Source organism: Serratia sp. SM04 (assembly GCF_040280225.1).
GTDB lineage: Bacteria > Pseudomonadota > Gammaproteobacteria > Enterobacterales > Enterobacteriaceae > Serratia > Serratia sarumanii.
The window spans coordinates 146034-172973 of the sequence record NZ_JBEOQT010000021.1; the positions used below are offsets into that span (position 1 = coordinate 146034).

The 26940-nt window shown below is 61.3% G+C and carries 26 protein-coding genes; 23 read left to right on the forward strand and 3 right to left on the reverse strand.

Annotated elements, in window-relative coordinates:
- Positions 1-13 precede the first annotated feature (13 nt).
- The 3 genes from patD (at position 14) to ABTW55_RS15180 (ending at position 4624) form a co-directional block, all read left to right on the forward strand.
- Positions 14-1438, forward strand: coding sequence for an aminobutyraldehyde dehydrogenase (gene patD, locus ABTW55_RS15170; RefSeq protein WP_060423203.1), 1425 nt, complete (start codon positions 14-16; stop codon positions 1436-1438).
- Positions 1439-1523: 85 nt separating this feature from the next.
- A complete protein-coding gene (locus ABTW55_RS15175) occupies positions 1524-3434 on the forward strand; it encodes an FAD/NAD(P)-binding protein (RefSeq protein ID WP_060423201.1) in 1911 nt (636 codons plus the stop codon).
- Positions 3431-4624 (forward strand): cytochrome c, encoded by a 1194-nt coding sequence (locus ABTW55_RS15180; RefSeq protein ID WP_060423198.1) that lies wholly within the window; start codon positions 3431-3433, stop codon positions 4622-4624. The genes ABTW55_RS15175 and ABTW55_RS15180 overlap by 4 nt, the downstream gene beginning before the upstream one ends.
- A 37-nt stretch (positions 4625-4661) precedes the next feature.
- On the opposite strand, the gene hmpA is transcribed toward ABTW55_RS15180, so the two are convergent.
- Positions 4662-5852 carry an NO-inducible flavohemoprotein gene (hmpA, locus tag ABTW55_RS15185; RefSeq protein ID WP_041036350.1) on the reverse strand — a complete coding sequence of 397 codons (1191 nt, stop codon included), beginning with the start codon at positions 5850-5852 and terminating at the stop codon, positions 4662-4664.
- Between the two features lie 357 nt (positions 5853-6209).
- On the opposite strand from hmpA, the gene glyA reads away from it, so the two are divergent.
- Both glyA and ABTW55_RS15195 read left to right on the forward strand, forming a co-directional pair.
- The gene (gene glyA, locus ABTW55_RS15190) at positions 6210-7463 is read left to right on the forward strand and encodes a serine hydroxymethyltransferase (RefSeq protein ID WP_004941389.1); all 1254 of its coding nucleotides are present in this window, start codon (positions 6210-6212) and stop codon (positions 7461-7463) included.
- A 156-nt stretch (positions 7464-7619) separates the two neighbouring features.
- Positions 7620-8765: a 3-phenylpropionate MFS transporter gene (locus tag ABTW55_RS15195; RefSeq protein ID WP_033654288.1), complete on the forward strand. Its 1146-nt coding sequence runs from the start codon at positions 7620-7622 to the stop codon at positions 8763-8765.
- Here the strand turns inward: ABTW55_RS15195 and csiE are convergent, their stop codons facing one another.
- Positions 8766-10031 carry a stationary phase inducible protein CsiE gene (csiE, locus tag ABTW55_RS15200; protein ID WP_060423197.1) on the reverse strand — a complete coding sequence of 422 codons (1266 nt, stop codon included), beginning with the start codon at positions 10029-10031 and terminating at the stop codon, positions 8766-8768.
- Positions 10032-10213: 182 nt separating this feature from the next.
- Between csiE and ABTW55_RS15205 the strand changes: the two genes are divergently transcribed.
- Positions 10214-10849 carry a DUF1007 family protein gene (locus ABTW55_RS15205; RefSeq protein WP_060423193.1) on the forward strand — a complete coding sequence of 212 codons (636 nt, stop codon included), beginning with the start codon at positions 10214-10216 and terminating at the stop codon, positions 10847-10849.
- Positions 10840-11862: a nickel/cobalt transporter gene (locus ABTW55_RS15210; RefSeq protein WP_016929766.1), complete on the forward strand. Its 1023-nt coding sequence runs from the start codon at positions 10840-10842 to the stop codon at positions 11860-11862. Before ABTW55_RS15205 ends, ABTW55_RS15210 begins: the two co-directional genes overlap by 10 nt.
- 55 nt (positions 11863-11917) lie before the next feature.
- On the opposite strand, the gene suhB is transcribed toward ABTW55_RS15210, so the two are convergent.
- Complete coding sequence (gene suhB / locus ABTW55_RS15215) at positions 11918-12721, reverse strand: inositol-1-monophosphatase (RefSeq protein WP_060423187.1); 804 nt, start codon at positions 12719-12721, stop codon at positions 11918-11920.
- A 119-nt stretch (positions 12722-12840) separates the two neighbouring features.
- On the opposite strand from suhB, the gene trmJ reads away from it, so the two are divergent.
- From trmJ to ispG, 16 genes are all read left to right on the forward strand, one after another.
- Positions 12841-13575, forward strand: coding sequence for a tRNA (cytosine(32)/uridine(32)-2'-O)-methyltransferase TrmJ (gene trmJ, locus ABTW55_RS15220; protein ID WP_025303916.1), 735 nt, complete (start codon positions 12841-12843; stop codon positions 13573-13575).
- A 193-nt stretch (positions 13576-13768) separates the two neighbouring features.
- Positions 13769-14263, forward strand: a complete 495-nt coding sequence (iscR, locus tag ABTW55_RS15225) for a Fe-S cluster assembly transcriptional regulator IscR (protein WP_004941404.1) — start codon at positions 13769-13771, stop codon at positions 14261-14263.
- Between the two features lie 54 nt (positions 14264-14317).
- Positions 14318-15532 (forward strand): cysteine desulfurase, encoded by a 1215-nt coding sequence (iscS, locus tag ABTW55_RS15230; RefSeq protein ID WP_016929764.1) that lies wholly within the window; start codon positions 14318-14320, stop codon positions 15530-15532.
- 24 nt (positions 15533-15556) lie between these two features.
- The gene (gene iscU / locus ABTW55_RS15235; RefSeq protein WP_033635600.1) at positions 15557-15943 is read left to right on the forward strand and encodes a Fe-S cluster assembly scaffold IscU; all 387 of its coding nucleotides are present in this window, start codon (positions 15557-15559) and stop codon (positions 15941-15943) included.
- Between the two features lie 54 nt (positions 15944-15997).
- Positions 15998-16321, forward strand: a complete 324-nt coding sequence (gene iscA, locus ABTW55_RS15240; protein WP_004941410.1) for an iron-sulfur cluster assembly protein IscA — start codon at positions 15998-16000, stop codon at positions 16319-16321.
- Positions 16322-16383: 62 nt separating this feature from the next.
- Positions 16384-16905, forward strand: coding sequence for a co-chaperone HscB (hscB, locus tag ABTW55_RS15245; protein ID WP_060423185.1), 522 nt, complete (start codon positions 16384-16386; stop codon positions 16903-16905).
- Between the two features lie 32 nt (positions 16906-16937).
- Positions 16938-18788, forward strand: a complete 1851-nt coding sequence (hscA, locus tag ABTW55_RS15250) for a Fe-S protein assembly chaperone HscA (protein ID WP_060423180.1) — start codon at positions 16938-16940, stop codon at positions 18786-18788.
- 2 nt (positions 18789-18790) lie between these two features.
- Positions 18791-19126 carry an ISC system 2Fe-2S type ferredoxin gene (gene fdx / locus ABTW55_RS15255; RefSeq protein ID WP_004941417.1) on the forward strand — a complete coding sequence of 112 codons (336 nt, stop codon included), beginning with the start codon at positions 18791-18793 and terminating at the stop codon, positions 19124-19126.
- Between the two features lie 32 nt (positions 19127-19158).
- A complete protein-coding gene (gene iscX, locus ABTW55_RS15260) occupies positions 19159-19359 on the forward strand; it encodes a Fe-S cluster assembly protein IscX (RefSeq protein WP_006327336.1) in 201 nt (66 codons plus the stop codon).
- A 300-nt stretch (positions 19360-19659) separates the two neighbouring features.
- Positions 19660-20955, forward strand: a complete 1296-nt coding sequence (pepB, locus tag ABTW55_RS15265; RefSeq protein WP_049194914.1) for an aminopeptidase PepB — start codon at positions 19660-19662, stop codon at positions 20953-20955.
- A gap of 89 nt (positions 20956-21044) precedes the next feature.
- Positions 21045-21875: an enhanced serine sensitivity protein SseB gene (gene sseB, locus ABTW55_RS15270; protein WP_060423179.1), complete on the forward strand. Its 831-nt coding sequence runs from the start codon at positions 21045-21047 to the stop codon at positions 21873-21875.
- Positions 21876-22037: 162 nt separating this feature from the next.
- A complete protein-coding gene (ndk, locus tag ABTW55_RS15275) occupies positions 22038-22463 on the forward strand; it encodes a nucleoside-diphosphate kinase (protein WP_004941424.1) in 426 nt (141 codons plus the stop codon).
- 232 nt (positions 22464-22695) lie between these two features.
- Positions 22696-23892: a bifunctional tRNA (adenosine(37)-C2)-methyltransferase TrmG/ribosomal RNA large subunit methyltransferase RlmN gene (locus ABTW55_RS15280; protein WP_004941426.1), complete on the forward strand. Its 1197-nt coding sequence runs from the start codon at positions 22696-22698 to the stop codon at positions 23890-23892.
- Between the two features lie 98 nt (positions 23893-23990).
- The gene (gene pilW / locus ABTW55_RS15285) at positions 23991-24740 is read left to right on the forward strand and encodes a type IV pilus biogenesis/stability protein PilW (protein ID WP_033638557.1); all 750 of its coding nucleotides are present in this window, start codon (positions 23991-23993) and stop codon (positions 24738-24740) included.
- Positions 24730-25704, forward strand: a complete 975-nt coding sequence (gene rodZ / locus ABTW55_RS15290) for a cytoskeleton protein RodZ (protein WP_004941432.1) — start codon at positions 24730-24732, stop codon at positions 25702-25704. Before pilW ends, rodZ begins: the two co-directional genes overlap by 11 nt.
- Before the next feature lie 47 nt (positions 25705-25751).
- Complete coding sequence (gene ispG / locus ABTW55_RS15295; protein WP_016929756.1) at positions 25752-26873, forward strand: flavodoxin-dependent (E)-4-hydroxy-3-methylbut-2-enyl-diphosphate synthase; 1122 nt, start codon at positions 25752-25754, stop codon at positions 26871-26873.
- Positions 26874-26940 lie beyond the last annotated feature (67 nt).

A 26940-nucleotide genomic window follows, 5' to 3' on the forward strand; every position in this document is an offset into this window, starting at 1 on the left:
AAAGGATAACCCTATGCAAAGCCAACTGTTGATTGACGGCCAACTGGTGAACGGCCAGGGCGCGACCCAGCCGGTGTATAACCCGGCGACCGGCGAAGTGATCGCGCAGGTGGCGGAGGCCAGCCCGGAGCAGGTCGATCGCGCGGTGCTGGCGGCGGACGCCGCGTTCGCCGCCTGGGGGCAAACCACGCCGAAAGAGCGCGCCGAGCATCTGCTCAAGCTGGCGGATCTGATCGATGCGCATGCCGAGACCTTCGCCAGGCTGGAGTCGCTCAACTGCGGCAAGCCTTATCACTGCGTGTTGAACGACGAACTGCCGGCGGTGGCCGACGTGTTTCGCTTCTTCGCCGGGGCCAGCCGCTGCCTGACCGGCATGGCGGCCGGCGAGTATCTGGCCGGGCATACCTCGATGATCCGCCGCGATCCGCTCGGCGTGGTGGCTTCGATCGCGCCGTGGAACTACCCGCTGATGATGGCGGCCTGGAAACTGGCGCCGGCGCTGGCGGCGGGCAACTGCGTGGTGATCAAGCCGTCGGAGCAGACGCCGCTGACCACCTTTAAACTGGCCGAACTGGCCGCCGGGCTGTTCCCGCCGGGCGTGCTCAACGTGCTGTTCGGCCGCGGTGCCGGCGTCGGCGATCGGCTGACCGGGCATGACAAGGTGCGCATGGTGTCGCTGACCGGCTCGATCGCCACCGGCGAGCACATCATCGCCCACACCGCCGCCGGCATTAAGCGCACCCATATGGAGCTGGGCGGCAAGGCGCCGGTGCTGGTGTTTGACGATGCCGATCTGCAGCAGGTGGTGGACGGCATTCGCGGCTTCGGTTTCTACAACGCCGGGCAGGATTGCACCGCCGCCTGCCGCATCTACGCGCAGAAAAGCATTTATCCCGAGCTGGTGAAGCGGCTGGGCGAGGCGGTGGCCAGCCTGAAGATCGGTGCGCCGGACGACGAGAGCACCGAGCTGGGGCCATTGATTACCGCCCAGCATCTGGAGCGGGTCGCCGGTTTTGTCGAGCGCGCCAAAGCGTTGCCGCACGTGCAGGTGGTGACCGGCGGCGAGAAGGTGAAGGGGCCGGGTTACTACTTCCAGCCGACGCTGCTGGCCGGCGCGCGCCAGGAGGATGAAATCGTGCAGCGCGAGGTGTTCGGCCCGGTAGTGACGGTGACGCCGTTTGACGACGAAGAGCAGGTGCTGGCCTGGGCGAACGAATCCAACTACGGGCTGGCGTCGTCCGTGTGGACTCGCGACGTGGGCCGCGCGCATCGCTTAAGCGCCCGCCTGCAATACGGCTGCACCTGGGTGAACACCCACTTCATGCTGGTGAGCGAAATGCCGCACGGCGGCCAGAAACTGTCCGGCTACGGCAAGGATATGTCGATGTACGGGCTGGAGGATTACACCGCCATTCGTCATGTGATGTTCAAACATTGATTTTACAATAATTATCCGCACAATAGCGCGGCCTTCGGGCCGGCCCCGGCCGGCCGATGATAATAAAAATTGAAAGGAAGCCTATATGGGTATCACCCGACGCGATTTTCTCAACGGGGTGGCGATCACCATCGCCGCCGGGTTGACGCCGCTGCAAATCTTGCGCGCGTCGCCGCAAACCGCCAATCAAACCCTGTACTACCCGCCGGCGCTGACCGGGCTGCGGGGTAACCATCCGGGCTCGTTCGAGCATGCGCACCAGCTGGGGCGCGACGGCAAAACCTTTGATTTCGGCAGCGTGCCCGCCGTTGAAGAGTTCGATCTGGTGGTGGTCGGCGCCGGCATCAGCGGGTTGGCGGCCGCCTGCTTCTGGCAGCAGCTGAAAGGTGAGCAGCAGCGCATTTTGCTGATCGACAACCATGACGACTTCGGCGGCCACGCCAAGCGCAACGAATTCAACACCGACGACGGCATGCTGCTCGGCTACGGCGGCAGCGAATCGCTGCAGTCGCCACGCTCCAACTTCAGCCCGGTGGCGATGGGGCTGCTGCGCAAGCTCGGCGTCGATATCGATCGGCTGGAGCAGGCGTTTGACACCACCTTCTACCCGGATCTGAACCTGAGCCGCGGGGTTTACTTCGATCGCAAGAACTTCGGCGTCGACAAGGTGGTGAGCGGCGATCCGGGCCGCACGGTGGCGGACGACATTCCGCGCGATCGTCTCAACGGCCGCTCTTATGAAGCGTTCATCGGTGATTTCCCGCTGCCGGAAAGCGATCGCCAGGCGTTGATCGCGCTGCATACGGTGAAGAAAGATTATCTGCCGGAGATGACGCTGGAGCAGAAGGTCGAGTGGCTCGATACCCACAGCTACACCCAGTTCCTGCGCGAGAAGGCGGGCCTGAGTGAGCTGGCGATCCGTTATTTCCAGCAGACCACCAACGATTTCCAGGCGGTGGGCATCGACGGCACGTCGTGCAGCGATGCGCGCATCTGCGATCTGCCGGGCCTAGACGGCATGAATCTGCCGCCGCTGGACGAGGAGTCGCAGGCGGATCTCGACGATCCTTACGTGTTCCACTTCCCGGACGGCAACGCCACGCTGGCGCGCCTGATGGTGCGCAAATTGATCCCGGCGGTGGCGCCGGCTGGCAACGACATGAACGACGTGGTGCTGGCCAAATTCGACTACGGCCAGCTCGATCGGCCGGAATCGCCGGTGAAGCTGCGTTTGAACAGCACCGGGCTGCATGCGGCCAACGTTGGCGACAAGGTGGAAGTCACCTACATGACCGGCGAGAAGATGACCAAGGTGCGCGCCGGGCAGGTGGTGATGGCCGGCTACAACATGATGATCCCATACCTGGTGCCGGAGATGTCGCACGAGCAGCAGGAGGCGCTGAAGCAGAACGTCAAGTCGCCGCTGGTGTACAGCAAGGTGGTGATCCGCAACTGGCAGCCGTTCATCAAGCTGGGCGTGCACGAGATCTATTCGCCGGCCGCGCCGTACAGCCGCGTGAAGCTGGATTACCCGGTGAGCATGGGCGGGTATCAGCACCCGCGCGATCCGGATCGGCCGATCGGCCTGCATATGGTGTACGTGCCGACGCTGCCGGGCAGCGGCCTCAGCCCGCGCGAGCAGTCGCGCAAAGGGCGCGCGCTGCTGCTGGGCACGCCGTTCGAGGTGCACGAGCAGATGATCCGCGAACAGCTGCAGGGCATGCTGGGCGAGGCCGGTTTCGACCATCAGCGCGACATTCAGGCGATCACCGTCAACCGCTGGTCGCACGGTTACTCCTACTTCCTCAACGGGCTGTTCGACGACGAAGACGAGGCCACGAAAATCATCGAAACGGCGCGGCAGCCGATCGGCAAGATCGTTATCGCCAACTCCGATGCCGACTGGAGCCCGTACGCCAACTCGGCGATCGATCAGGCGTGGCGCGCGGTGAATGAACTGGCCTACGGCAAGGTTGCCGCCAAGGAGGGAGCATGAGTCTGCGTTCGCTGTACCTGCTGAGCCTGCTGAGCCTGCTGGCGGCCGGCGGCTCGGCCCAGGCGATGTCGGCTGGGGAATACGTCGCCAAAGCCGGTGACTGCACCGCCTGCCACACCGCGCCGGGCGGCGCCGAATTGGCGGGTGGCATGAAGTTCCCGACGCCGCTCGGGGCTATCTACGCCACCAACATCACGCCGGACAAACTGCACGGCATCGGCGCCTATTCGTTCGAAGAGTTCGATCGCGCCATGCGCCAGGGGGTAGCCAAAGACGGTCACCGGCTCTACCCGGCGATGCCGTACACCTCGTACGCCAAAATGAGCGCGGAAGACATGCGCGCGCTGTATGACTATCTGATGAAAGAGGTGCCGGCGCAGAACGTGGCCAACCGCGCCAGCGACATCAGCTGGCCGCTGTCGATGCGCTGGCCGCTGGCGGTGTGGAACCAGCTGTTCCACGACGACCAGCCGTATCAGGCGGATCCGCAGCAAAGCGCCGAGTGGAACCGCGGCGCCTACCTGGTGCAGGGCGCGGGCCATTGCGGCAGCTGCCACACGCCGCGCGGCTGGGCGATGCAGGAGAAGGGGCTGGACGGCAAGGAGCCGGTGTTCCTGAGCGGCGCCGAGCTGGACGGCTGGTACGCCTCCAATCTGCGCGGCCTGCCGCCGGAAGAGGTGACGGCACTGCTGAAAACCGGCCGCAGCCGCCATGCGGCGGTCGCCGGGCCGATGAGCGAGGTGGTGACCCACAGCACGCAGTACCTCAGCGACGGCGATCTGAACGCCATCGCGGTGTATCTGCGCAGCCTGGCGCCGGAAGCCGCCGCCAAAGCCGCTGCGCCTGCCGTACAGGCGAATAATCCGGGCGGCAAGGCGACCTACGCGATGTACTGCTCGACCTGCCACGGCAACAAGGGGGAGGGCACCGACTTCGCCATTCCGGCGCTGGCGGGCAATGCCACGGTAACGGCGGACAATCCGCTGACCGCGCTGCGGGTGGTGCTGGAGGGGGCGCATACGCCGATCACGCAGCAGGCGATGGCGTTCGACATGCCGGCTTACGGCTGGGCGTTGAACGATCGGCAGGCGGCGGATCTGATGAGCTATCTGCGGGGAAGCTGGGGCAACCAGGCGGCGCCGGTGACGGTGCAGCAGGTGCAGGACGCGCGCCAACTACAGGCGAAATGAAGAGGGAGCGCGGTCTGACGGCCGCGCTCCGCAAGCATTACAGCACCTTATGCGGGCCGAAGCATTCGTAGTGGATGCGTTCGGCCTCTACGCCCATTTCCAGCAGCTGTTTGCCCACGAACTGCATGAAGGCCACCGGGCCGCAGAAGTAATAGTGCATCTGCGGATCGGCCAGGCTGCCTTGCAGGGCGCTCAAATCCATCAATCCGCGGCTGTGGTAGTCGCGGCCTTCCACGTCATCGGCGCCCGGCTCGCGGTACCACACATGGCGGCTCAGATTCGGCATGCGCCCGGCAATATCCGCCACTTCATCGGCAAAGGCGTGCACGCCGCCGTTTTCCGCCGCGTGCAGCCAGTGGACCTGCGCCTGATGCTGGCTGTCGTGCAGGGTGTTGAGCATGCCGAGCATCGGGGTTTGGCCGACGCCGGCGGAGATCAGCGCCACCGGCGTGGTCGGCGCCACGTCGAGGAAGAAGTCGCCGTGCGGTGGGGCGATGTAGATCACGTCGCCTTCCTGCGCCTGCTGGTGCAGGTAGTTGGACACTTTCCCCTGATCTTCGCGCTTCACCGCGATGCGGTAGAACTCGCCGTTCGGCGAGGTGGTCAGCGAGTACTGGCGAATTTCCTGATGTTCCAGGCTGTCGTGCTTGATGTAGACCGCCAGATACTGCCCCGGTTTGAAGTCCGCCACTCGGCCGCCGTCCACCGGCGCTAGCACGAAGCTGCAGATCACGTCGCTCTGCGGCTGTTTCTTCAGGATGCGGAACGCGCGCAGATCGCGCCAGCCGCCGTTGTCGGTTTCACTCTGCTGATAAATCTGTTCTTCACGCTGGATAAATACGTTGGCCAGCACGCCGTAGGCTTTGCCCCAGGCGTCCAGGACTTCCTGACCCGGGCTGAACATTTCGTCCAGCGTCGCCAGCAGGTGACCGCCGACGATGTTGTACTGCTCCGGCTGGATATTGAAGCTGGTGTGCTTCTGCGCGATGCGCTCCACCGCCGGCAGCAGCGCCGCCAGGTTCTCGATGTTGGCGGCATAGGCGCAGATGGCGTCGAACAGCGCCTGACGCTGATCGCCGTTGCGCTGGTTGCTCATGTTGAAAATGTCTTTCAATTCCGGGTTGTGCGCGAACATGCGATCGTAGAAGTGGGCGGTCAGCTTCGGCCCGGTCGCAGCCAGCAGGGGAAGGGTGGATTTCACGGTGGCGATGGTTTGGCTATCCAGCATGGAAGCGCTCCTTGGGTTGGGATCTTGACGATAATTGTAATGATGCATTTTAAATGCATCTTATTGGGTTCCGCGTCGCTTGTAAATACCCTTGTTTTCGTTACGGTGTTCTTCGGGCGTCGATCGCGCTCACAGAACATGAAAAAAGCGCATCGTTCGCATGAGGAAATGTCCGTTGATAAACGGCGGCGTTTAGCGGATCAAAGCCTTGCGCCACCTTATGCCAATCGTTTGCGTAAAAACCTCTGTCAAGACCTATCTTCGGTGGGGCGAAACGGTTTACACTGTGGCCCAGAACCCAAACGGGTAGTTATTTGGTGATTTTTTAGTTAGCTGATTTAAGTCAGGAGATGCCGGATGTTAAAGCGTGAAATGAACATTGCCGATTACGATGCGGAACTGTGGCGTGCCATGGAGCAGGAAGTGGTGCGTCAGGAAGAGCACATCGAGCTGATCGCGTCTGAGAACTACACCAGCCCGCGCGTGATGCAGGCTCAGGGTTCCCAGCTGACCAACAAATACGCTGAAGGCTATCCGGGCAAGCGTTACTACGGCGGCTGCGAATACGTGGATATCGTTGAGCAGCTGGCTATCGATCGCGCCAAAGAATTGTTCGGCGCCGATTACGCCAACGTGCAGCCGCACTCCGGCTCCCAGGCTAACTTCGCCGTGTACACCGCGCTGCTGCAGCCGGGCGACACCATTCTGGGCATGAACCTGGCGCACGGCGGCCACCTGACCCACGGTTCCCCGGTCAACCTGTCCGGCAAACTGTATAACGTGGTGCCTTACGGCATCGACGACAAAGGCCAAATCGACTATGACGATCTGGCCAAGCAGGCGCAAACCCACAAGCCGAAAATGATCATCGGCGGCTTCTCCGCTTACTCCGGCGTGGTTGACTGGGCCAAAATGCGCGAAATCGCCGACAGCATCGGCGCTTACCTGTTCGTCGACATGGCGCACGTGGCGGGCCTGATCGCCGCCGGCGTGTACCCGAACCCGGTACCGCACGCGCACATCGTCACCACCACCACCCACAAAACCTTGGCGGGCCCGCGCGGCGGCCTGATCCTGGCGAAGGGCGGCGACGAAGAGCTGTACAAAAAGCTGAACTCCGCCGTGTTCCCTGGCGGCCAGGGCGGCCCGCTGATGCACGTGATCGCCGGCAAGGCGGTGGCGCTGAAAGAAGCGATGGAGCCTGAGTTCAAGGTTTACCAGCAGCAAGTGGCGGTCAACGCCAAGGCGATGGTGGAAGTGTTCCTGCAGCGCGGCTACAAAGTGGTCTCCGGCGGCACCCATAACCACCTGTTCCTGCTGGATCTGGTCGACAAAAACCTGACCGGTAAAGAAGCGGATGCCGCCCTGGGCCGCGCCAACATCACCGTCAACAAAAACAGCGTGCCGAACGATCCGAAAAGCCCGTTCGTCACCTCCGGCGTGCGTATCGGCACCCCGGCCGTGACCCGTCGCGGCTTCAAAGAAGCCGACGTGCGCGAACTGGCCGGTTGGATCTGCGATGTGCTGGACAACATCAACGATGAAGCCACCATCGAACGCACCAAGAAGAAAGTGCTGGATATCTGCGCTCGCCTGCCGGTTTACGCATAATCCCGCTTTCGCCCGACAAAACCCGCTGCGGCGGGTTTTTTTATGCCCGCCTGCAGCAAACTGTGAACTGTTTGGCACTCTAACGCATTGAAGTGGAATGAAGATTGCGGGGCGGTGTGAGCTCTGTCAAAGTATTGCCCTCACTCCGGAGGGATCATGGTTCTGCAATCAACGCGTTGGCTCGCGCTCAGTTATTTCACCTACTTCTTTTCCTATGGCATCTTCTTACCGTTCTGGGGCGTGTGGCTGAAAGGCGAGGGCATCGCACCCGAAACCATCGGCATGCTGCTCGGCGCCGGCTTGGTGGCCCGCTTCCTCGGCAGCTTACTGATTGCGCCCCGCGTTAAAGATCCCTCTCATTTAGTCTCCGCCCTGCGCCTGCTGGCGCTGCTGACCCTGGCCTTTGCGGTCGGTTTCTGTTTCGGCAACGGCTGGGGTTGGCTGATGCTGGTGATAGCGGGTTTCAACCTGTTCTTCTCGCCGCTGGTGCCGCTGACCGACGCGTTGGCCGCCACCTGGCAAAAGCAGATCCGTATGGACTACGGCCGGGTGCGGCTGTGGGGCTCGCTGGCGTTCGTCATCGGCTCGGCGCTGACCGGGCAGCTGGTAGCGGTATGGGGCCATAACGCCATTCTCTACAGCCTGATTTTCAGCGTGCTGGCGATGCTGCTGGGCATGCTGTTGAAGCCGAGCGTCATGCCGCAGGGCGAAGCGCGCACGCACAGCGGAACCGAACGTTCGCTGTGGGCACTGTTGAAAGAGGGGCCGGTCTGGCGCTTCCTGCTGTGCGTCACGCTGCTGCAAGGGGCGCACGCCGGCTACTACAGCTTCGGCTCCATTTACTGGCAGGAGGCCGGCTATTCGGCCTCGACCATCGGCTATCTGTGGTCGCTGGGCGTGGTGGCGGAGGTGATTATTTTCGCCAGCAGCAACGTGCTGTTCCGCCGCTGGAATGCGCGCAACCTGCTGTTGCTCTCCGCCTGCTGCGGCGTGTTGCGCTGGAGCCTGATGGCCTACAGCACCGAGCTGGGCTGGCTGCTGCTGATCCAGATCCTGCACTGCGGCACTTTCACCGTCTGCCATTTGGCGGCGATGCGCTTTATCGCCGCGCGTCAGGGGCAAGAGGTGATCCAACTGCAGGCGGTGTATTCGGCGCTGGCGATGGGCGGCGGCATCGCCGTCATGACGGTCATTGCCGGGTTCCTGTTCGAACATTGGCAGGGCGGGGTATTCTGGGTGATGGCGGCGGTCGCGGTGCCGGCCTTGTTCATCCGGCCGCCGGCGGTCAGCGTCAGCCGCTGATTAAGGGGCTTCCAGCAGCGCGCGGATCGCCTGGCGCTGCCGGGTTTCCAGCGGCAGTTCGGTATAGACCAGCGGCGGGTGCGGATCGCTGTGCACCGCCGCATAAGGGGTGATCACCAGCGTGATGCCCTGCGGCGCTCCGCCGCGCAGATAGTCGCTCAGCGGCAGGTACTTGATGTTCAGCGGCAATAGCGTGAGCTCTCGGATCTGATATTCCACTTCCTCTTCCAGCTGCGGGTTGTCCAGCGTCAGCAGCAGCACCTGCTTTTCCTGCAGCGCGTTGTCCTGCATCAGCCAGGCGCCGAAGCTGATGGCCACCAGACCCGCCTCCTCGTTGGAAAAATGCACGCCGTACTCCTGCTCCAGCGGTTTCAGCGCTTCCTGCGTGGTGCGCATCAGCCGCGGGTATTTGCGCACCACTTCTTCCAGCAGCATATTGTCGATGCCGATGGCGAAACGGCAGCGCTCCAGCGCCGGCGCCAGATGGGCGAACAGCTGGCTGACCAGCTCCGCCTTGCTGCTGAAGGCCATGCCGGAAAGTTGCTGGAAGCGCTCGACCATGCTGTCGATCGCCACCATCAATCTCCGCTCTTGCGCTGAGTCGTTGCTGTGGTAGCTGTGATTTTTCAACATGGTAAACGTCAGCGCCAAAAAATCGCGCTCGTCTGCCTGCGGCGGCTGGTTAAACAGCCGGTTGCAGGCCTGATGCAGCCAGGCGGCGGCTTGCTGTTCCGGCTTTTTCCGCAGCCAGTCGCGTTGAACCGCGTCGAAACGCGGATGCTGCTGCAGGCGATTTTGCCAGGCGCAGTAGAGCAGGTAATGCTGCAGGAATTGGCGGTCGCGCGCATCGAAGTGGCGGCTGAGCAGCGGCTCGCAGGCGTCGATCGCCTCTGTCAGCGCAGACGCCGGGGCGGCATCGGTCGCCAGCGCTTGCCGCAGGCGCGGGGCGAAATCGCCTTCGACAAACCGCGGGCTGCAGCGCAGGGCCCGCCGCAGCCAGTGGATCAGGCACAGGCGTTGGTCGAGCACGCTGCCCCGCAGTTGGTAGCCATGGTCGGGATCGACGGCGATCTCCAGGTGATGGAAACGCTGGATTTCACTGGCCACCTCGGCTATATCTTGCCGGGTTATCGGGGGGGCGACGCCGTTGATTCGGCTTAGGGTCTCCAGCTGTAACTCGGGCTCCGGCGTGTACAGCATCAGCAGCAGATGGCAGCGCCGTTGTTGTCCGGAGAGCTCGGGCACGGGAGAGGTGTCCAGGCTCATTATCACCTTCCGGCATAAAAGGTTGCGATTATGCCTAAGCATAGCAAAAGGCTTTGTGACGGCAGGATTACCGCGCGGCTTTTACTTCGGCTTACAACTTTCGTCACAAATATCGCCGGGAGAGGCGGGCCGTTAGGCATCTATTTGTGTTACGTTATAACAAATGCAGGTAAGACAGGATAATGATGAAGTTACGTCGTCTTTTGGCTGCCTTCGGCGCCGTGTTCAGCGCCGGTGCGATCGCTCATCCGCACAGCTTTATCGACATGAATACCACCTTCGTCGCCAAAGACCAGCGGCTGGTCGGCCTGAAAATGGTGTGGGTGATGGATGAAATCACCTCGGCGGATCTGCTCTACGATGCGAAAAACGCCACGAGCGATTCGGAAGTGTGGAAAAAACTGGCGGCGGAAGTGATGGCCAACGTGCTGGGGCAGCACTATTTCACCGATCTTTACCGCGACGGCAAACCGGTGAAATACCTGAACTTGCCCAGCGAATATCACCTGTCGCGCCAGGGCAACCAGGCGGTGCTGGAGTTCGTGCTGCCGTTGGCCGAGCCGCAGCCGCTGGCGGGCAAGCCGTTCGAACTTTCTACTTACGATCCGACTTATTTTGTGGATATGACCTATAAAGACCAAAATGCGCTGCATCTGCCGCCGGAGATGGCGCAGTTGTGCAGCTACAAGCTGATGACGCCGAAGCCGAATGCGTCGCTGCAGGCCTATGCGCTGTCGCTCGACAAGAACGACTCGCCCGGCGAAGACCTGGCGCTGGGGCAGCAGTTCGCCCAGCGGGTGACGCTGCAATGTCGTTAAATCTCTCGCAACCGACGACGAGCCGGCGCCACTGGGCCTTCGGCCTGTGGCCGCTGCTGCCGTTCACGCTGGCGCTGGCGGCCGCCGCGCTGCTGGCGTGGCACTATTGGCCGCAGCTGCTGATGCAGAGCGTGGTGTGGCAAAAAGCGCTGCACCAGCAGATGGCGGGGCTGTTGCAGCAGGTGAAGGCCGCGCCGCAGCAGGCCGGGCTGGCGCTGATGCTGTTCAGCCTCGGCTATGGCGTCTTGCATGCGCTCGGCCCCGGCCACGGCAAAGTGGTGATCGCCACCTACCTGGCTACCCATCCGGCGCGGCTGAAAAGCAGCCTGAAGCTGACCTTCGCCGCCTCGCTGGTGCAGGGTGGGGTAGCGATCGCGCTGGTCACGCTGATGCTGGTGGTATTGCAGCTCTCTTCGCGCCAGCTGCACCAAAGCAGCTTCTGGCTGGAAAAGGGCAGCTTTATTCTGGTGATGCTGCTTGGCGTGCTGCTGAGTTGGCGCGCGCTGAAACGCCTGTTTGCGGCGATCAAGGCGATGCGCCCGGCGCCGGCGCTGCGCATCAACAGCCTGACGCCGCTGGCGGCGGATCATGTGCACAGCGCCAATTGCGGCTGCGGCCACCGGCATCTGCCGAGCGACAGCGAGCTGCAGGCGGGAAGCGACTGGCGCACTCAGGCCGCCATCGTGCTGGCGATGGGCATGCGCCCCTGTTCGGGGGCGATTTTGGTGCTGCTGTTCTCCAAAGTGATCGGCGTGTTCGGCTGGGGAGTGATCTCCGCGCTGGCGATGGCGTTCGGCACCTCGTTGACCATCTCGATGCTGGCGCTGCTGGTACATTACAGCCGCCGGCTGGCGGTGCGCCTCAGCCGTTCGCGCGCGCCCGCCGCCTGGAGCGCGGTGGCCTGGGGGGCGTTGGCGCTGGCCGGCGGCCTGATCCTGCTGGCCGCCGGGCTGTTGCTGTACGTCAGCGCGCAGCCGGAATTCGGCGGCGGCATCCGTCCCTTCTCCCGCTAACGGGCATAAAAAAAGCGCTGCATCGGCAGCGCTTTTTTCGATTCGCTTCTGGCGATTAACGCTTCAGCGCTTCGCTCAGTTCTTCACGCATGGTGGCCAGCATGGCTTTCACTACGCGCGGGTTGCCTGCCACCACGTTGCCGGAGCTGAAGTGGTTGTGGCCACCGACGAAGTCGGTCACCAGGCCGCCGGCTTCACGCACCAGCAGTTCGCCCGCGGCGAAATCCCACGGCTTCAGGCCGATTTCGAAGAAACCGTCTACGCGGCCGGCGGCCACATAGGCCAGATCCAGCGCAGCGGAACCGGTGCGGCGGAAGTCCGCGCACTGGGTGAACAGCTTGCCGACGATGTTGATGTAAGGCGTTGCGTGCTGTTTGACCTTGAACGGGAAGCCGGTCGCCATGATGGTGCCATCCAGATCTTTGGCGTTGGTGCCGCGCAGGCGGTAGCCGTTGAGCTGTGCGCCCTGGCCGCGAGTGGCGGTGAACAGTTCGTTGCGCATCGGATCGTAAACCACGGCCACTTCAGTACGGCCTTTGATGCGTACGGCGATGGAAACGGAGAAATGAGGGAAACGTTTGATGAAGTTTGCAGTGCCATCCAGTGGATCGATCACCCATTGCACATCGCGATCTTCGCCGATCAGCTCACCGCGTTCTTCGCTCACGATACTGTGTTGCGGATAAGACTTGCGGATGACGTCGATGATCAGATGCTCTGCATCGCGATCGACGTTGGTGACGAAGTCATTGGTCCCTTTCTGGCTCGCTTCTACAGCGTCCGGGGTTTCGTAGTTTTTGGCAATCAGGTTACCGGCCTTGCGCGCAGCGCGCACGGCGATAGTCAGCATCGGATGCATGGGTATCTTCCAACTAGGATGTTAAAGAACAGGAAACGGCGCGAAGTATAGCAGCTGTTCGGCAAATTGCCTATGGCTGTGTTAAGATGCTGCGATTTTCCGCCACGCTCAGAGTTTGTATGCTGCACAATATCCGCATTGTTCTGGTAGAGACTTCACATACCGGCAACATGGGCTCGACCGCCAGAGCCATGAAAACCATGGGTTTAACCAACCTTTATCTGGTTAATCCGCTGATCAAACCCGATTCTCAGGCCATCGCCCTGGCCGCCGGCGCCAGCGACGTGATCGGCAACGCCACTATCGTCGACACCCTCGATGACGCCATCGCCGGCTGTAGCCTGGTGGTGGGCACCAGCGCCCGTTCTCGCACCTTGCCGTGGCCGATGTTGGAGCCGCGTGAATGCGGCGTGCGCGCGGTGCACGAGGGCGAGCACGCGCCGGTGGCGCTGGTGTTCGGCCGCGAACGCGTCGGGCTGACCAACGATGAATTGCAGAAGTGCCACTACCACGTCGCCATTCCGGCCAACCCGGACTACAGCTCGCTGAACCTGGCGATGGCGGTGCAGATCCTGGCGTACGAAGTGCGCGTGGCTTACCTCGATCGCCAACAGGCGGGTGCGCCGCAGCTGGAAGAGACGCCGTACCCGCTGGTGGATGACCTCGAGCGTTTCTATCAGCACCTGGAGCAGACGCTGCAGCGCACCGGCTTTATTCGCCCGTCCCATCCGGGCCAGGTGATGAGCCGCCTGCGTCGGCTGTTCACCCGCGCGCGCCCGGAAGGGCAGGAGCTGAATATCCTGCGCGGCATGCTGACGTCGATCGAGAAACAGGATAAACATCAAGGTAATTAATTGATGTGGCATAGCGGCGGGTGACAATAGTATTAGTTATCCAAAGGTTATAACATGTATTTTATATACCTTTGTTCTTGCTAAGTTCAAAACGTGCTAATACTTGAGTCAATTACTAGGTTAAATAGTTGACTGTTTTACTCAGGAATGTCAGACTTTCGGCCATATTTGACCAACAGGTAACCATTGAGCTATGAGACTGACATCCAAAGGCCGTTATGCCGTAACCGCTATGCTCGACGTAGCGCTGCATTCCCAGGAAGGGCCGGTGCCACTGGCGGACATTTCCGAACGCCAGGGTATTTCGCTCTCTTATCTGGAACAATTATTCTCCCGTCTGCGCAAGAATGGCCTGGTGGCCAGCGTGCGCGGCCCGGGCGGTGGTTATCTGCTGGGTAAAGACGCGGGTGAGATCGCCGTTGGCGCTGTCATCACTGCCGTCGATGAATCGGTAGATGCAACCCGGTGCCAGGGCAAAGAAGGCTGTCAGGGCGGCGATCGCTGCTTGACCCACGCCCTGTGGCGCGATCTGAGCGAGCGCATCAGCGGGTTCCTGAACAACATTACGCTGGCAGAACTGGTCAACAACCAGGAAGTGCTGGTGGTGGCGGATCGTCAAAACAACGATACGCGCCGCACGGCCAACGGTCGTCCGCAAGAAACTATCAACGTTAATCTGCGCGCATAAGCAGCTGGCGAAATTATTTTAGTTTTTGGAAGTGATGTACGGAGCACAAGAGCAATGAAATTACCGATTTATCTGGATTACTCAGCAACGACGCCGGTTGACCCGCGCGTTGCTGAGAAGATGATGCAGTTTTTGACCCTGGACGGCACTTTCGGCAACCCGGCTTCCCGTTCCCACCGTTTCGGTTGGCAGGCGGAAGAGGCGGTAGACATCGCCCGTAACCAAATTGCCGAACTGGTGGGCGCCGACCCACGCGAAATCGTCTTCACCTCCGGGGCGACCGAATCCGACAACCTGGCGATCAAAGGTGCTGCCAATTTCTACCAGAAAAAAGGCAAGCACATCATCACCAGCAAAACCGAACACAAAGCCGTGCTGGACACCTGCCGTCAGCTGGAGCGCGAAGGGTTCGAAGTGACCTATCTGGCGCCGCAGAGCAACGGCATCATCAGCCTGCAGGATCTCGAAGCGGCGCTGCGCGATGACACCATTCTGGTCTCCATCATGCACGTCAACAACGAAATCGGCGTGGTGCAGGACATCGAAGCGATCGGCGAAATGTGCCGCGCGCGCGGTATCATCTACCACGTTGACGCCACCCAGAGCGTGGGCAAACTGCCTATCGATCTGAGCAAGCTGAAAGTCGATCTGATGTCGTTCTCCGGCCACAAAATCTATGGCCCGAAAGGCATCGGCGCGCTGTACGTGCGCCGCAAGCCGCGCATCCGCATCGAAGCGCAGGTACACGGCGGCGGTCACGAGCGCGGCATGCGTTCCGGCACCCTGCCTGTCCACCAGATCGTCGGCATGGGCGAAGCTTATCGCATCGCCAAAGAAGAGATGACCGAAGAGATGGCGCGTCTGCGCACCCTGCGCGATCGTCTGTGGAACGGCGTGAAAGATATGGAAGAAGTGTATCTGAACGGCGATCTGGAGCACGGCGCACCGAACATCCTGAACGTCAGCTTCAACTACGTTGAAGGCGAGTCGCTGATCATGGCGCTGAAAGACCTGGCCGTTTCCTCCGGTTCAGCCTGTACCTCCGCCAGCCTCGAGCCGTCCTACGTGCTGCGCGCGCTGGGCATGAGCGATGAATTGGCGCACAGCTCGATCCGTTTCTCCCTGGGGCGTTTCACCACGGAAGAAGAGATCGACTACACCATTCAACTGGTGCGTAAATCCATCGGCCGTCTGCGCGATCTGTCTCCGCTGTGGGAGATGTTCAAGCAGGGCGTGGACATCAACAGCATCGAATGGGCGCATCATTAATTCTCAGGTTTCAGGAGCAAGGTCATGGCTTACAGCGAAAAAGTAATCGATCATTATGAAAACCCGCGCAACGTGGGTTCCTTTGACAACGAAGATCCTACCGTCGGTAGCGGCATGGTAGGTGCGCCGGCTTGCGGCGACGTCATGAAGCTGCAAATCAAGGTTAACGATGAAGGCATCATCGAAGACGCGCGCTTTAAAACTTACGGCTGCGGTTCCGCCATCGCCTCCAGCTCGCTGGTGACCGAATGGATGAAGGGCAAGTCGCTCGATCAGGCTGAAGCGATCAAAAACACCCAGATCGCCGAAGAGCTGGAATTGCCGCCGGTCAAAATTCACTGCTCGATCCTGGCTGAAGACGCCATCAAAGCAGCGATTGCCGACTATAAGAGCAAGCATAGCGCCGAGTAATTTGTCTGAGTCGGCCCGGCCACGCCGGGCTTTGATTTGAAGTGTGAGGTTGTGATGTCTATTACCATGAGCGACAGCGCTGCGCAGCGTGTTCAGGCGTTTTTGACGAACCGCGGCAAGGGTCTCGGCCTGCGTCTGGGAGTGCGAACTTCCGGCTGCTCCGGAATGGCCTACGTGCTGGAATTTGTTGACGAAGCCAACGATGACGACATCGTGTTTGAAGACAAAGGCATCAAGGTGATCATCGACGGCAAGAGCCTGGTTTACCTTGACGGCACCGAGCTTGATTTCGTTAAGGAAGGCCTGAACGAAGGCTTCAAGTTCAACAACCCGAACGTCTCAAGCGAATGCGGCTGCGGCGAGAGTTTCAACGTCTGACAGTCCATCGTGCTCCCCCGTTTCGGCGGGGGAACTTCATCCGCTAACGCCCAGAGCACGCTATGGATTACTTTACTTTATTCGGGCTGCCAGTTCGCTACACCGTGGACGGCAGCCTGCTTGCGTCCCGCTTCCAGGATCTGCAGCGCCAATTTCACCCCGATCGTTTCGCCAACCAGCCGGAGCGCGAACGCCTGATGGCGTTGCAGCAGGCGGCGACCATCAATGAAGCTTACCAGTCGCTGAAGCACCCGTTAAAACGCGCGGAGTATATGCTATCTTTGCACGGCTTCGATCTGGGTAACGAACAGCATACGATGCGCGACACCGCGTTCCTGATGGAACAGCTGGAACTGCGCGAAGAGCTCGACGCCATTGAGCGCAAGCCGGAGGCGGAAAGCCTGCTGGCCGATTTCGGCGCGCGGCTGGCCACCTCCATCAAGCAGCGCAGTGCGCTGATGCTGCAGCAGCTGGACGGCGAGCAGTGGGCGGACGCCGCCGACACCGTGCGCAAGCTGCGTTTTTTGGACAAACTCCAGCAACAGGTTGAACAACTCGAAGAAAAACTGCTGGGTTTTGAGTAACACCTTCTGATTCTGATTGTGGAAGCTTCAACATGGCCTTATTACAAATTAGTGAGCCTGGCCTCAGCGCCGCGCCGCACCAGCGACGCTTGGCCGCCGGCATCGACTTAGGCACCACCAACTCGCTGGTCGCCACGGTGCGCAGCGGGCAAGCGGAAACGCTGGCCGACGAACAGGGCCGCCATTTGCTGCCTTCGGTGGTGCATTATCAGGCGGACGCGCAGCGCGTCGGCTGGGAGGCGCGCCAACAGGCGGCGCAGGATCCGGCCAATACCGTCAGCTCCATCAAACGCATGATGGGCCGCTCGTTGGCGGACGTGCAGCAACGTTACCCGAACCTGCCTTATCAATTCCAGGCCAGCGACAACGGCCTGCCGTTGATCGTCACCGCCGCCGGCCCGGTTAACCCGGTCGGCGTCTCCGCCGATATCCTGCGGGCCCTGTCCGCGCGCGCGCAAGCGGCGCTGGAAGGGGAGCTGGATGGCGTGGTGATCACCGTTCCCGCCTACTTCGACGACGCGCAGCGCCAGGGCACCAAAGACGCGGCGCGTCTGGCCGGCCTGCATGTCCTGCGCCTGCTGAACGAACCGACCGCGGCGGCGATCGCCTACGGGCTGGACTCCGGCCAGGAAGGGGTGATCGCGGTTTACGATCTGGGCGGCGGCACCTTTGATATCTCCATTCTGCGCCTCAGCCGCGGCGTGTTCGAAGTGCTGGCCACGGGCGGCGATTCCGCGCTGGGCGGCGACGACTTCGATCACCTGCTGGCCGACTGGCTGCGCGAGCAGGCCGGCGTGGCCGATCGCAGCGACCACGGCGTGCAGCGCCAGCTGCTGGACGCCGCCATCGCCGCTAAAATCGCGTTGAGTGATGCCGACAGCGTGCGCGTCGAGGTGGGCGGCTGGCAGGGCGAGGTGACCCGCGCCCAGTTCGAAGCGCTGATCGCCCCGCTGGTGAAACGCACGCTGATGGCCTGCCGCCGCGCGCTGAAAGACGCCGGCGTCGCCGCCGACGAGGTGCTGGAAGCGGTGATGGTCGGCGGTTCCACCCGCGTGCCGCTGGTGCGTGAGCAGGTGGGCGCCTTCTTCGGCCGCACGCCGCTGACGTCGATCGATCCGGATAAAGTGGTCGCCATCGGCGCCGCGATCCAGGCCGACATTCTGGTGGGCAACAAGCCGGACAGTGACATGCTGCTGCTGGACGTGATCCCGCTGTCGCTGGGCCTCGAAACCATGGGCGGTCTGGTGGAGAAAGTGATCCCGCGCAACACCACCATTCCGGTGGCGCGCGCGCAGGAATTCACCACCTTTAAAGACGGCCAGAGCGCGATGATGATCCACGTGCTGCAGGGCGAGCGCGAGCTGGTGCAGGACTGCCGTTCGCTGGCGCGTTTCACGCTGCGCGGCCTGCCGCCGCTGCCTGCCGGGGGCGCGCACATTCGCGTCACCTTCCAGGTGGATGCCGACGGTCTGCTGAGCGTCACCGCGATGGAGAAATCCACCGGCGTGGAAGCCTCGATCCAGGTGAAGCCGTCGTACGGCCTGTCGGACAGCGAAATCGCCGGCATGATCAAGGATTCGATGGCCAACGCGCAAAGCGACGTGGGCGCGCGCAAGCTGGCGGAGCAACGCGTGGAAGCCGCGCGGGTGCTGGAAAGCCTGCAGGGCGCGCTGGCCAGCGACGCCGCGCTGCTGAGCGAGGCGGAAAGCCAGGCGATCGCCGCCGCGACCCAGGCGTTGCAGCAGGCGGTGCAGGGGGAAGATCCCGCCGCTATCGAAGACGCCATCAAAACATTAGATGCACAAACGCAAGATTTTGCCGCGCGCCGCATGGACGCTTCCATTCGCCGCGCGCTGGCTGGCCATTCTGTGGATGAGGTTTAACCATGCCTAAAATTGTTTTCCTGCCCCATCAAGATCTTTGCCCGGAAGGGGCGGTTCTGGAAGCTGAAAAAGGGGAGTCGATCCTCAACGTTGCGCTGCGCAACGGCATTGAAATCGAGCACGCCTGCGAGAAATCCTGCGCCTGCACCACCTGCCACTGCATCGTGCGTGAAGGCTTCGATTCGCTGGAAGAGAGCAGCGAGCTGGAAGACGACATGCTGGACAAGGCCTGGGGGCTGGAGCCGGAAAGCCGCCTGAGCTGCCAGGCGCTGGTCGCCGACGAAGATCTGGTGGTCGAAATGCCGCGCTACACCGTCAACCACGCGCGTGAGCATTAATTGTTAGCCGCAGCGCCAACCCGGAGATCATAATGGGACTGAAGTGGACCGACAGCCGAGAAATCGGCGAAGCCCTGTACGACCAATACCCGGACACCGATCCGAAAACCGTGCGTTTTACCGATATGCATCAGTGGATCTGCGATCTGGAAGAGTTCGACGACGATCCGCAGGCTTCCAACGAAAAAATACTGGAAGCGATCCTGCTGGTCTGGTTAGATGAAGCGGAGTAAATAGCGTAACGGGCTGCCATGGGCGGCCCGTTTATTTTGTATCCGACATACCCGTCGTCTTTCAAACCGCAGCGTTGTTACCTGCACGTAGTTACGTGGCCCATCCGTGGGCCACGCCCCAAGGGGCCGCTGCGAGCAGCGTTCAAATCTGCTCCCGGCAGATTTGTCTTACCCCAGTCACTTACCTGAGTAAGCTCCTGGGGATGAGATCGCTGGGCGCCTAGCTGCAATTTGAAATCCATAGGGTATGCAATAAAGCCCTAATGAAATAATAAAGGGAACATCCGGAGTAAGAAGGCTATGACAACAGAATTCATGCAGGTCACGCTGTCGCAACAACCTGCCGACGCCCGTTGGGGCGAAAAAGCGCTGCTCAGCACCAACGGCGAAGGGATGACCATTCACCTGACGGGCACCGACAAGCTGGGCGCGATCCAGCGCGCGGGCCGCAAAATTGACGGTCAGGGCATCAAAAACGTCAAGCTGGCCGGCGACGGTTGGGACTTGGAAAACAGCTGGGCGTTTTGGCAGGGCTACCGCGGGCCGAAAGGGCAGCGCAACGTCGAATGGGCCGAGCTGCCGGAAGCCGCACGTCAGGAGCTGGATAAGCGCCTGAAGATCGTTGACTGGGTGCGTGACACCATCAACATGCCGGCGGAAGAGCTGGGGCCAGAGCAACTGGCGACCCGCGCCGTCGATCTGATGTGCGACGTCGGCTGCGATGCCGTCAGCTACCGCATCACCAAGGGCGAAGATCTGCGCGAGCAGAACTATGCCGGCATCCACACCGTCGGCCGCGGCTCCGAGCGCCCACCGGTGCTGCTGGCGCTCGACTTCAACCCGACCGGTAACCCGGATGCGCCGGTGTTCGCCTGCCTGGTCGGCAAGGGCATCACCTTCGATACCGGCGGTTATAGCCTGAAACAGAGCGCCTTTATGGATTCGATGAAGGCTGACATGGGCGGTGCGGCCACCATCACCGGCGCCCTGGCGCTGGCGGCGGCGCGCGGCCTGAAGCAGCGCGTGAAGCTGTACCTGTGCTGCGCCGACAACATGGTCAGCGGTAACGCTTTCAAACTGGGCGACATCATTCGCTACCGCAACGGCAAAACCGTTGAGGTGATGAACACCGATGCGGAAGGGCGCCTGGTGCTGGCCGACGGCCTGATCGACGCTTCTGAGCAGAACCCGCAGCTGATTATCGACTGCGCCACCCTGACCGGCGCCGCCAAAACCGCGGTCGGCAACGACTACCATGCGCTGTTCAGCTTCGACGACGCGCTGGCGCAGGAGCTGCTGAACAGCGCCACCGCCGAGCAAGAGCCGTTCTGGCGTCTGCCGCTGGCCGAGTTCCACCGCAGCCAACTGCCGTCCAACTTTGCCGAGCTGAACAACGTGGCCGGCCCGGCCTACACCGCCGGCGCCAGCACCGCGGCGGCCTTCCTGTCGCACTTCGTCAAGAATTACCAACAAGGCTGGCTGCACATCGACTGTTCCGCCACCTACCGCAAAGGCGCGGTGGAGCAGTGGTCGGCCGGCGCGACCGGTCTGGGCGTGCGTACCCTGGCCAACCTGCTGCTGAGCAAAGCCAAATAATTGAACGCCCGCTGCGTCGGGCGCTAGAATGCGCATTATCTTCGGGGCCCAGCATGCTGGGCCTCGCTATTTAATCCCTGGAGTTTGCCATGAGTGCCCATCATCACGATGCTGCCCCGAGCGAAAACGAACTTGAACGCCTGCTGAAGCTGGCGGTGACGGAGCCGGCCCATCGCCCGGCGTTCTTCCGTGAACTGCTCGACGCCACGGTGCTGATCCTCGGCGACAGCGAGCAGGTGCAGCAGGACGGCGACATCGCGCTGAACGCGGATACGCCGGTCAATATCCAGCATTGGGAGAAGCAGGGCGGCGGCAGCATCATTCCGTTCTTCACCTCGCTGGAAGCGTTGCAGAAAGCCGTTGAGGACGAACAGCCGTTCATCGCCATGCCGGCGCGGGTGCTGTTCGAAATCACCCAGGGTGCGGATCTGTTTCTCAACCCGAAGGCGGAGTACGGCAAGGAGTTCTACCCGGAAGAGGTGGCGATGCTGCTGGCGACCGGCGGCGTCGTCAAACCGGTTGAGCATTACGTCGACAAAGAGACCCAAATCCTGCTGGGGCAGCCCGAAGAGTATCCGTCGGCGATGGTGGACGCGTTGACCACGCTGTTCAGCCAGCGCAAGCCGGTGCGCCGCGCGTTTCTGGCGCTGATGCACGATCAGGCGGCGGACGAGAAGCCGAATCTGCTGATCGGGCTGGAAGTGGACGCCGAGCCGGCGGAGATCGAGGCGTTGATCAACGAGGCCGGCAGCGTCGCCAGCGAAACGGCGCCGAACGACGAACCGGTGGATTTCTGCCTGGTGTCGGAGAACGAGCGCGGCATCAGCCACTATCTGATCTCCCATACGCAGCCGTTTTATCAGCGCCGCTGGGGCAGTTGGCTGCGCAATTTGATCCCGTCTACCGACAAGACCCAGTAGCGCCGCCGCGTGGTCGAAAATGAATCATGAAGATCATATTTTTTTAATGAAATGTTGTTTTTCCCGTAGGCAAGCGTTAACGGCGCACATATAATCTGCGCCACTTGAGAAGGCCGGCAACATTGCAGACCGGCCTGTTTTGGAAGTCATACAGAGGCCATCATGACCGTAGAACGTACCTTTTCCATCGTTAAACCAAACGCTGTAGCCAACAACGACATCGGCGCTATCTACGCTCGTTTCGAGCGCGCCGGTTTCAAAATCATCGCCGCTAAAATGCTGCGTCTGACTCGCGAGCAAGCTGAAGGCTTCTACGCTGAGCACAAAGGCCGCCCATTCTTCGACGGTCTGGTTGAGTTCATGACCTCCGGCCCAATCATGGTGCAGGTTCTGGAATCTGAAAACGCCGTGCAGCGCAACCGCGACATCATGGGCGCAACCAACCCGGACAACGCGCTGGCCGGTACCCTGCGTGCCGACTACGCGGACAGCTTCACCGCTAACGCCGTTCACGGTTCCGATTCCGTTGAATCCGCACAGCGCGAAATCGCTTACTTCTTCAACGAAAGCGAAATCTGCGCACGTTAATCGTGCCGTTGCTGATAGCCAGGCATTCACCGGCTGAAACAATAAAAATGCCCTGAATGCCTTTCAGCCGTAGCCACCCGCTACTAAAATTTGTACAATGCCGCGCCCCTGATAAGACGACTTGTCAGGGGCGTGTTTTTAGTGCCGCCACCCGAATCATGCGGGCTGAAATGCACAACTTACTGTCCATTCTTTAGCGCCATAACGTGTAATAACGAGGCCAGAGATCATTATGTTAGAACCCATCACGTCCGAGCACACCGTGTCTGAAAATAATTCGCTGACTACCCCCTCCGTTAACGTGGAGCAACCGGCTGCGGCCAAAATCAACCTGCTGGACCTGAACCGCCAGCAAATGCGCGAGTTCTTCGCCGAAATGGGCGAGAAACCGTTCCGCGCCGATCAGGTGATGAAGTGGATTTACCACTACTGCTGCGACGATTTCGAGCAGATGACCGACATCAACAAAGTCCTGCGCGGCAAGCTGCAACGCGTGGCGGAAATCCGCGCGCCGGAAGTGGCGGAAGAACAGCGTTCGGCCGACGGCACCATCAAGTGGGCGATTAAAGTCGGCGATCAGCAGGTCGAAACCGTGTATATCCCGGAAGCCGACCGCGCGACGCTGTGCGTCTCCTCGCAGGTAGGCTGCGCGCTGGAGTGCAAATTCTGTTCGACGGCGCAGCAGGGCTTCAACCGCAACCTGCGCGTGTCGGAAATCATCGGCCAGGTGTGGCGCGCGGCGAAAATCATCGGCGCGCTGAAGGTGACCGGCCAACGCCCGATCACCAACGTGGTGATGATGGGGATGGGCGAGCCGCTGCTCAACCTGAACAACGTGGTGCCGGCGATGGAAATCATGCTGGACGACTTCGGCTTTGGCCTGTCCAAACGCCGCGTGACCCTGTCTACCTCCGGCGTGGTGCCGGCGCTGGACAAGCTGGGCGACATGATCGACGTGGCGCTGGCGATCTCGCTGCACGCGCCGAACGACACCATCCGCGATGAGATCGTGCCGATCAATCGCAAGTACAACATCGAGACCTTCCTGTCCGCGGTGCGTCGCTATTTGGAGAAATCCAACGCCAATCAGGGCCGCGTGACCGTCGAGTACGTGATGCTGGATCATATCAACGACAGCACCGACGATGCGCATCAGCTGGCGGAAGTGCTGAAAGACACGCCGTGCAAGATCAACCTGATCCCATGGAACCCGTTCCCGGGCGCCCCTTACGGCCGCAGCTCCAACAGCCGGGTGGATCGTTTCTCCAAGGTGTTGATGGAATACGGCTTTACGACTATTGTTCGTAAAACCCGTGGTGACGATATCGACGCCGCCTGCGGGCAACTGGCGGGTGAAGTGATCGACCGTACCAAGCGTACCCTGAAGAAGAAAATGGCCGGGGAACCTATCAACGTACGGGCGGTCTGAATCCTATAGCACCATTTTTTGTTATCTAACAGCCTGTTATGCGAAAGCGTGTCGCTGGCGGGCGTTAGCTGACGGCCGATAAGGAAATGAATGCGGGCATGAAGCTGAAACTGTGGGGTGTGTGGCTGGCGGCCGGGTTGTTGGCCGGGTGTTCCGGTTCAGCGCCGGAAAAGGAAGCGCAAGTCTCTGAGGCGGGCCAAACGCGGTTGCAGCTGGGCTTGGAGTACCTGCAGCAAGGCGATATGGACGCCGCGCGCCAGAACCTGGAAAAGGCGTTGGACGCAGCTCCGCAGGATTACCGCACTCAGTTGGGCATGGCACTCTATGAGCAGCGGATCGGTGAAAATGCCGCGGCCGAACAGCGTTATCGGCAAGCGCTCAAACTTGCGCCGGGCAATGGCACCGTATTGAATAATTACGGTGCGTTTCTTTGCGGTTTAGGGCAGTATGTACCGGCGCAACAGCAGTTTAGCGCTGCGGCGCTGGCGCCCGATTATGGCCAGGTCGCCGACAGCCTGGAAAACGCAGGTTACTGTTTTCTCAAGGCCGGACAAAACGATGAGGCGCGCACGCTGTTGAGCCGCGCGCTGAAAGTCGATCCGGACAAAGGCACTCCGCTGTTGGCGGAGGCCGAAAAGCAATTTGGAGAAGGGAAGCGCGCCCAGTCGCAACTTTTATTGGATGTTTATCAGCATGTTCTGCCGGCCAGCGCCAGCAGCTTATGGTTACAGATTCGTTTCGCCGCGTTAGCCGGCCGTCAGGATAGCGTTCAACGCTATGGCAAGCAGCTAGCGCGAAGTTTTCCACAATCCAAACAGTACCAGCAGTTCTTAGCTAATGAATACTGAAGCCTCCCAAGATAAAACCGTATCCATGACGACGGGCCAGCGCCTGCGTCAGGCCCGTGAGCAACTCGGGCTGAGCCAACAGACCGTTGCAGAACGCCTGTGTCTCAAAATGTCCACCGTGCGCGATATCGAGGAAGACAGCGTGTCCGCTGACCTCGCGTCCACCTTCGTGCGCGGCTACATCCGTTCCTACGCCAAGCTGGTGCATTTGCCGGAAGACGAACTGCTGCCGATGCTGGCCAAGCAGGCGCCGTTGAAGATGGCGAAAGTGGCGCCGATGCAAAGCTTCTCGCTGGGCAAGCGCCGCAAGAAACGCGACGGCTGGCTGATGAGCTTCACCTGGCTTATCGTGTTCGTGGTGATCGGCCTGACCGGCGCCTGGTGGTGGCAAAACCACAAGGCCCAGCAGGAAGAGATCGCCACCATGGCCGATCAGTCCTCCGCGCAGCTTTCGCAGAATAACGAAGGGCAGTCCGTGCCGCTGACCGACGGCAATGCCGATGCCGGCACCAACGTGCCGTTGACCGACAACAGCGCCGCGCCGGCCGATACTGGCGCAGCGGCTCAGGCGCCGGCGGCGACCGCCCAGGCGCCGAGTGCGGCTCAGCAGCAGCCTGCCGTGGTGTCGCCAAGCCAGACCACCCTGCCGGAAACCGCGCCGGCGGCACAGGCGCCGTTGCCGACCGCCGATGCGGGCGTGGCTGCGCCGGCGGCCGATCCGAATGCGCTGGTGATGGATTTCTCTGCCGACTGCTGGCTGCAGGTGACCGACGCGAGCGGTAAGACGCTGTTCAGCGGCACCCAGAAGCAGGGCGGCAAGCTGAACCTGACCGGCACTGCGCCGTATAAACTGACCATCGGCGCGCCGGCGGCAGTTCAGATCCAGTATCAGGGTAAACCGGTTGATTTAAGCCGGTTCGTTAAGTCAAACCGTGTTGCTCGCCTGACCGTCGCCGCGCAGTAATCGCGCGGCACCGGTCGTGATGTCAGAGCAGCAATGGAGAGTAAGTAATGCATAACCAAGCGCCCATCAACCGTCGAAAATCTACACGCATTTACGTCGGCAAGGTGCCTATTGGTGATGGCGCGCCGATTGCCGTGCAGTCGATGACCAACACCCGTACCACCGATGTTGAAGCAACGGTTAATCAGATTAAAGCGCTGGAGCGCGTGGGCGTCGACATCGTCCGCGTTTCGGTTCCTACCATGGACGCCGCCGAGGCGTTCAAGCTGATCAAGCAGCAGGTCAACGTGCCGCTGGTCGCCGATATCCACTTCGATTATCGCATCGCGCTGCAGGTTGCCGAATACGGCGTAGACTGCCTGCGCATCAACCCGGGCAACATCGGCAACGAATCGCGCATTCGCTCGGTGGTGGACTGCGCCCGCGACAAGAACATCCCGATTCGCATCGGCGTCAACGGCGGCTCGCTGGAGAAAGACCTGCAGGAAAAGTACGGCGAACCTACGCCGGAAGCGCTGCTGGAATCCGCCATGCGCCACGTGGACATCCTCGATCGCCTCAACTTCGACCAGTTCAAGGTCAGCGTCAAGGCGTCGGACGTGTTCCTGGCGGTGCAGTCTTACCGCCTGCTGGCCTCGCGCATCGATCAGCCGCTGCATCTGGGTATCACCGAAGCCGGCGGCGCACGCAGCGGGTCGGTCAAATCGGCCATCGGCCTGGGCATGCTGCTGTCTGAAGGCATCGGCGACACCCTGCGCATCTCGCTGGCGGCGGATCCGGTCGAAGAGGTGAAGGTCGGTTTCGATATCCTGAAGTCGCTGCGCATCCGCGCGCGCGGTATCAACTTTATCGCCTGCCCGACCTGTTCGCGTCAGGAGTTCGACGTGATCGGCACGGTGAACGCGCTGGAGCAGCGCCTGGAAGATATCATCACGCCGATGGACGTTTCGATCATCGGCTGCGTTGTGAACGGCCCGGGCGAAGCGCTGGTGTCCACCATGGGCGTGACCGGCGGCCACAAGAAGAGCGGCTTCTATGAAGACGGCGTGCGCCAGAAAGAGCGTTTCGACAACGAACAGATGATCGACCAGCTGGAAGCGAAAATTCGCGCCAAGGCCGCGATGATGGACGAAAGCAACCGCATCACGGTCAATCTGCTGGAAAAGTAAGCGTTATCGCTACACGGCGGGCCTGTTGGCCCGCTTGTTTATGAACCTGAAGGGCAGAAAACCGCAT

What these genes read in the sequence shown, in the direction of transcription:
- iscS (WP_016929764.1), top strand. Translation starts at nt 14,318, where the DNA reads ATGAAATTACCGATTTATCTGGATTACTCAGCAACGACGCCGGTTGAC.
- rodZ (WP_004941432.1), top strand. Translation starts at nt 24,730, where the DNA reads ATGAATACTGAAGCCTCCCAAGATAAAACCGTATCCATGACGACGGGC.
- ispG (WP_016929756.1), top strand. Translation starts at nt 25,752, where the DNA reads ATGCATAACCAAGCGCCCATCAACCGTCGAAAATCTACACGCATTTAC.
- ABTW55_RS15205 (WP_060423193.1), top strand. Translation starts at nt 10,214, where the DNA reads ATGATGAAGTTACGTCGTCTTTTGGCTGCCTTCGGCGCCGTGTTCAGC.
- ABTW55_RS15180 (WP_060423198.1), top strand. Translation starts at nt 3,431, where the DNA reads ATGAGTCTGCGTTCGCTGTACCTGCTGAGCCTGCTGAGCCTGCTGGCG.
- iscR (WP_004941404.1), top strand. Translation starts at nt 13,769, where the DNA reads ATGAGACTGACATCCAAAGGCCGTTATGCCGTAACCGCTATGCTCGAC.
- ABTW55_RS15175 (WP_060423201.1), top strand. Translation starts at nt 1,524, where the DNA reads ATGGGTATCACCCGACGCGATTTTCTCAACGGGGTGGCGATCACCATC.
- pepB (WP_049194914.1), top strand. Translation starts at nt 19,660, where the DNA reads ATGACAACAGAATTCATGCAGGTCACGCTGTCGCAACAACCTGCCGAC.
- pilW (WP_033638557.1), top strand. Translation starts at nt 23,991, where the DNA reads ATGAAGCTGAAACTGTGGGGTGTGTGGCTGGCGGCCGGGTTGTTGGCC.
- trmJ (WP_025303916.1), top strand. Translation starts at nt 12,841, where the DNA reads ATGCTGCACAATATCCGCATTGTTCTGGTAGAGACTTCACATACCGGC.
- glyA (WP_004941389.1), top strand. Translation starts at nt 6,210, where the DNA reads ATGTTAAAGCGTGAAATGAACATTGCCGATTACGATGCGGAACTGTGG.
- iscA (WP_004941410.1), top strand. Translation starts at nt 15,998, where the DNA reads ATGTCTATTACCATGAGCGACAGCGCTGCGCAGCGTGTTCAGGCGTTT.
- fdx (WP_004941417.1), top strand. Translation starts at nt 18,791, where the DNA reads ATGCCTAAAATTGTTTTCCTGCCCCATCAAGATCTTTGCCCGGAAGGG.
- patD (WP_060423203.1), top strand. Translation starts at nt 14, where the DNA reads ATGCAAAGCCAACTGTTGATTGACGGCCAACTGGTGAACGGCCAGGGC.
- ABTW55_RS15280 (WP_004941426.1), top strand. Translation starts at nt 22,696, where the DNA reads ATGTTAGAACCCATCACGTCCGAGCACACCGTGTCTGAAAATAATTCG.
- ABTW55_RS15195 (WP_033654288.1), top strand. Translation starts at nt 7,620, where the DNA reads ATGGTTCTGCAATCAACGCGTTGGCTCGCGCTCAGTTATTTCACCTAC.
- hscA (WP_060423180.1), top strand. Translation starts at nt 16,938, where the DNA reads ATGGCCTTATTACAAATTAGTGAGCCTGGCCTCAGCGCCGCGCCGCAC.
- suhB (WP_060423187.1), bottom strand. Translation starts at nt 12,721, where the DNA reads ATGCATCCGATGCTGACTATCGCCGTGCGCGCTGCGCGCAAGGCCGGT.
- hmpA (WP_041036350.1), bottom strand. Translation starts at nt 5,852, where the DNA reads ATGCTGGATAGCCAAACCATCGCCACCGTGAAATCCACCCTTCCCCTG.
- csiE (WP_060423197.1), bottom strand. Translation starts at nt 10,031, where the DNA reads ATGAGCCTGGACACCTCTCCCGTGCCCGAGCTCTCCGGACAACAACGG.
- iscX (WP_006327336.1), top strand. Translation starts at nt 19,159, where the DNA reads ATGGGACTGAAGTGGACCGACAGCCGAGAAATCGGCGAAGCCCTGTAC.
- sseB (WP_060423179.1), top strand. Translation starts at nt 21,045, where the DNA reads ATGAGTGCCCATCATCACGATGCTGCCCCGAGCGAAAACGAACTTGAA.
- hscB (WP_060423185.1), top strand. Translation starts at nt 16,384, where the DNA reads ATGGATTACTTTACTTTATTCGGGCTGCCAGTTCGCTACACCGTGGAC.
- iscU (WP_033635600.1), top strand. Translation starts at nt 15,557, where the DNA reads ATGGCTTACAGCGAAAAAGTAATCGATCATTATGAAAACCCGCGCAAC.
- ABTW55_RS15210 (WP_016929766.1), top strand. Translation starts at nt 10,840, where the DNA reads ATGTCGTTAAATCTCTCGCAACCGACGACGAGCCGGCGCCACTGGGCC.
- ndk (WP_004941424.1), top strand. Translation starts at nt 22,038, where the DNA reads ATGACCGTAGAACGTACCTTTTCCATCGTTAAACCAAACGCTGTAGCC.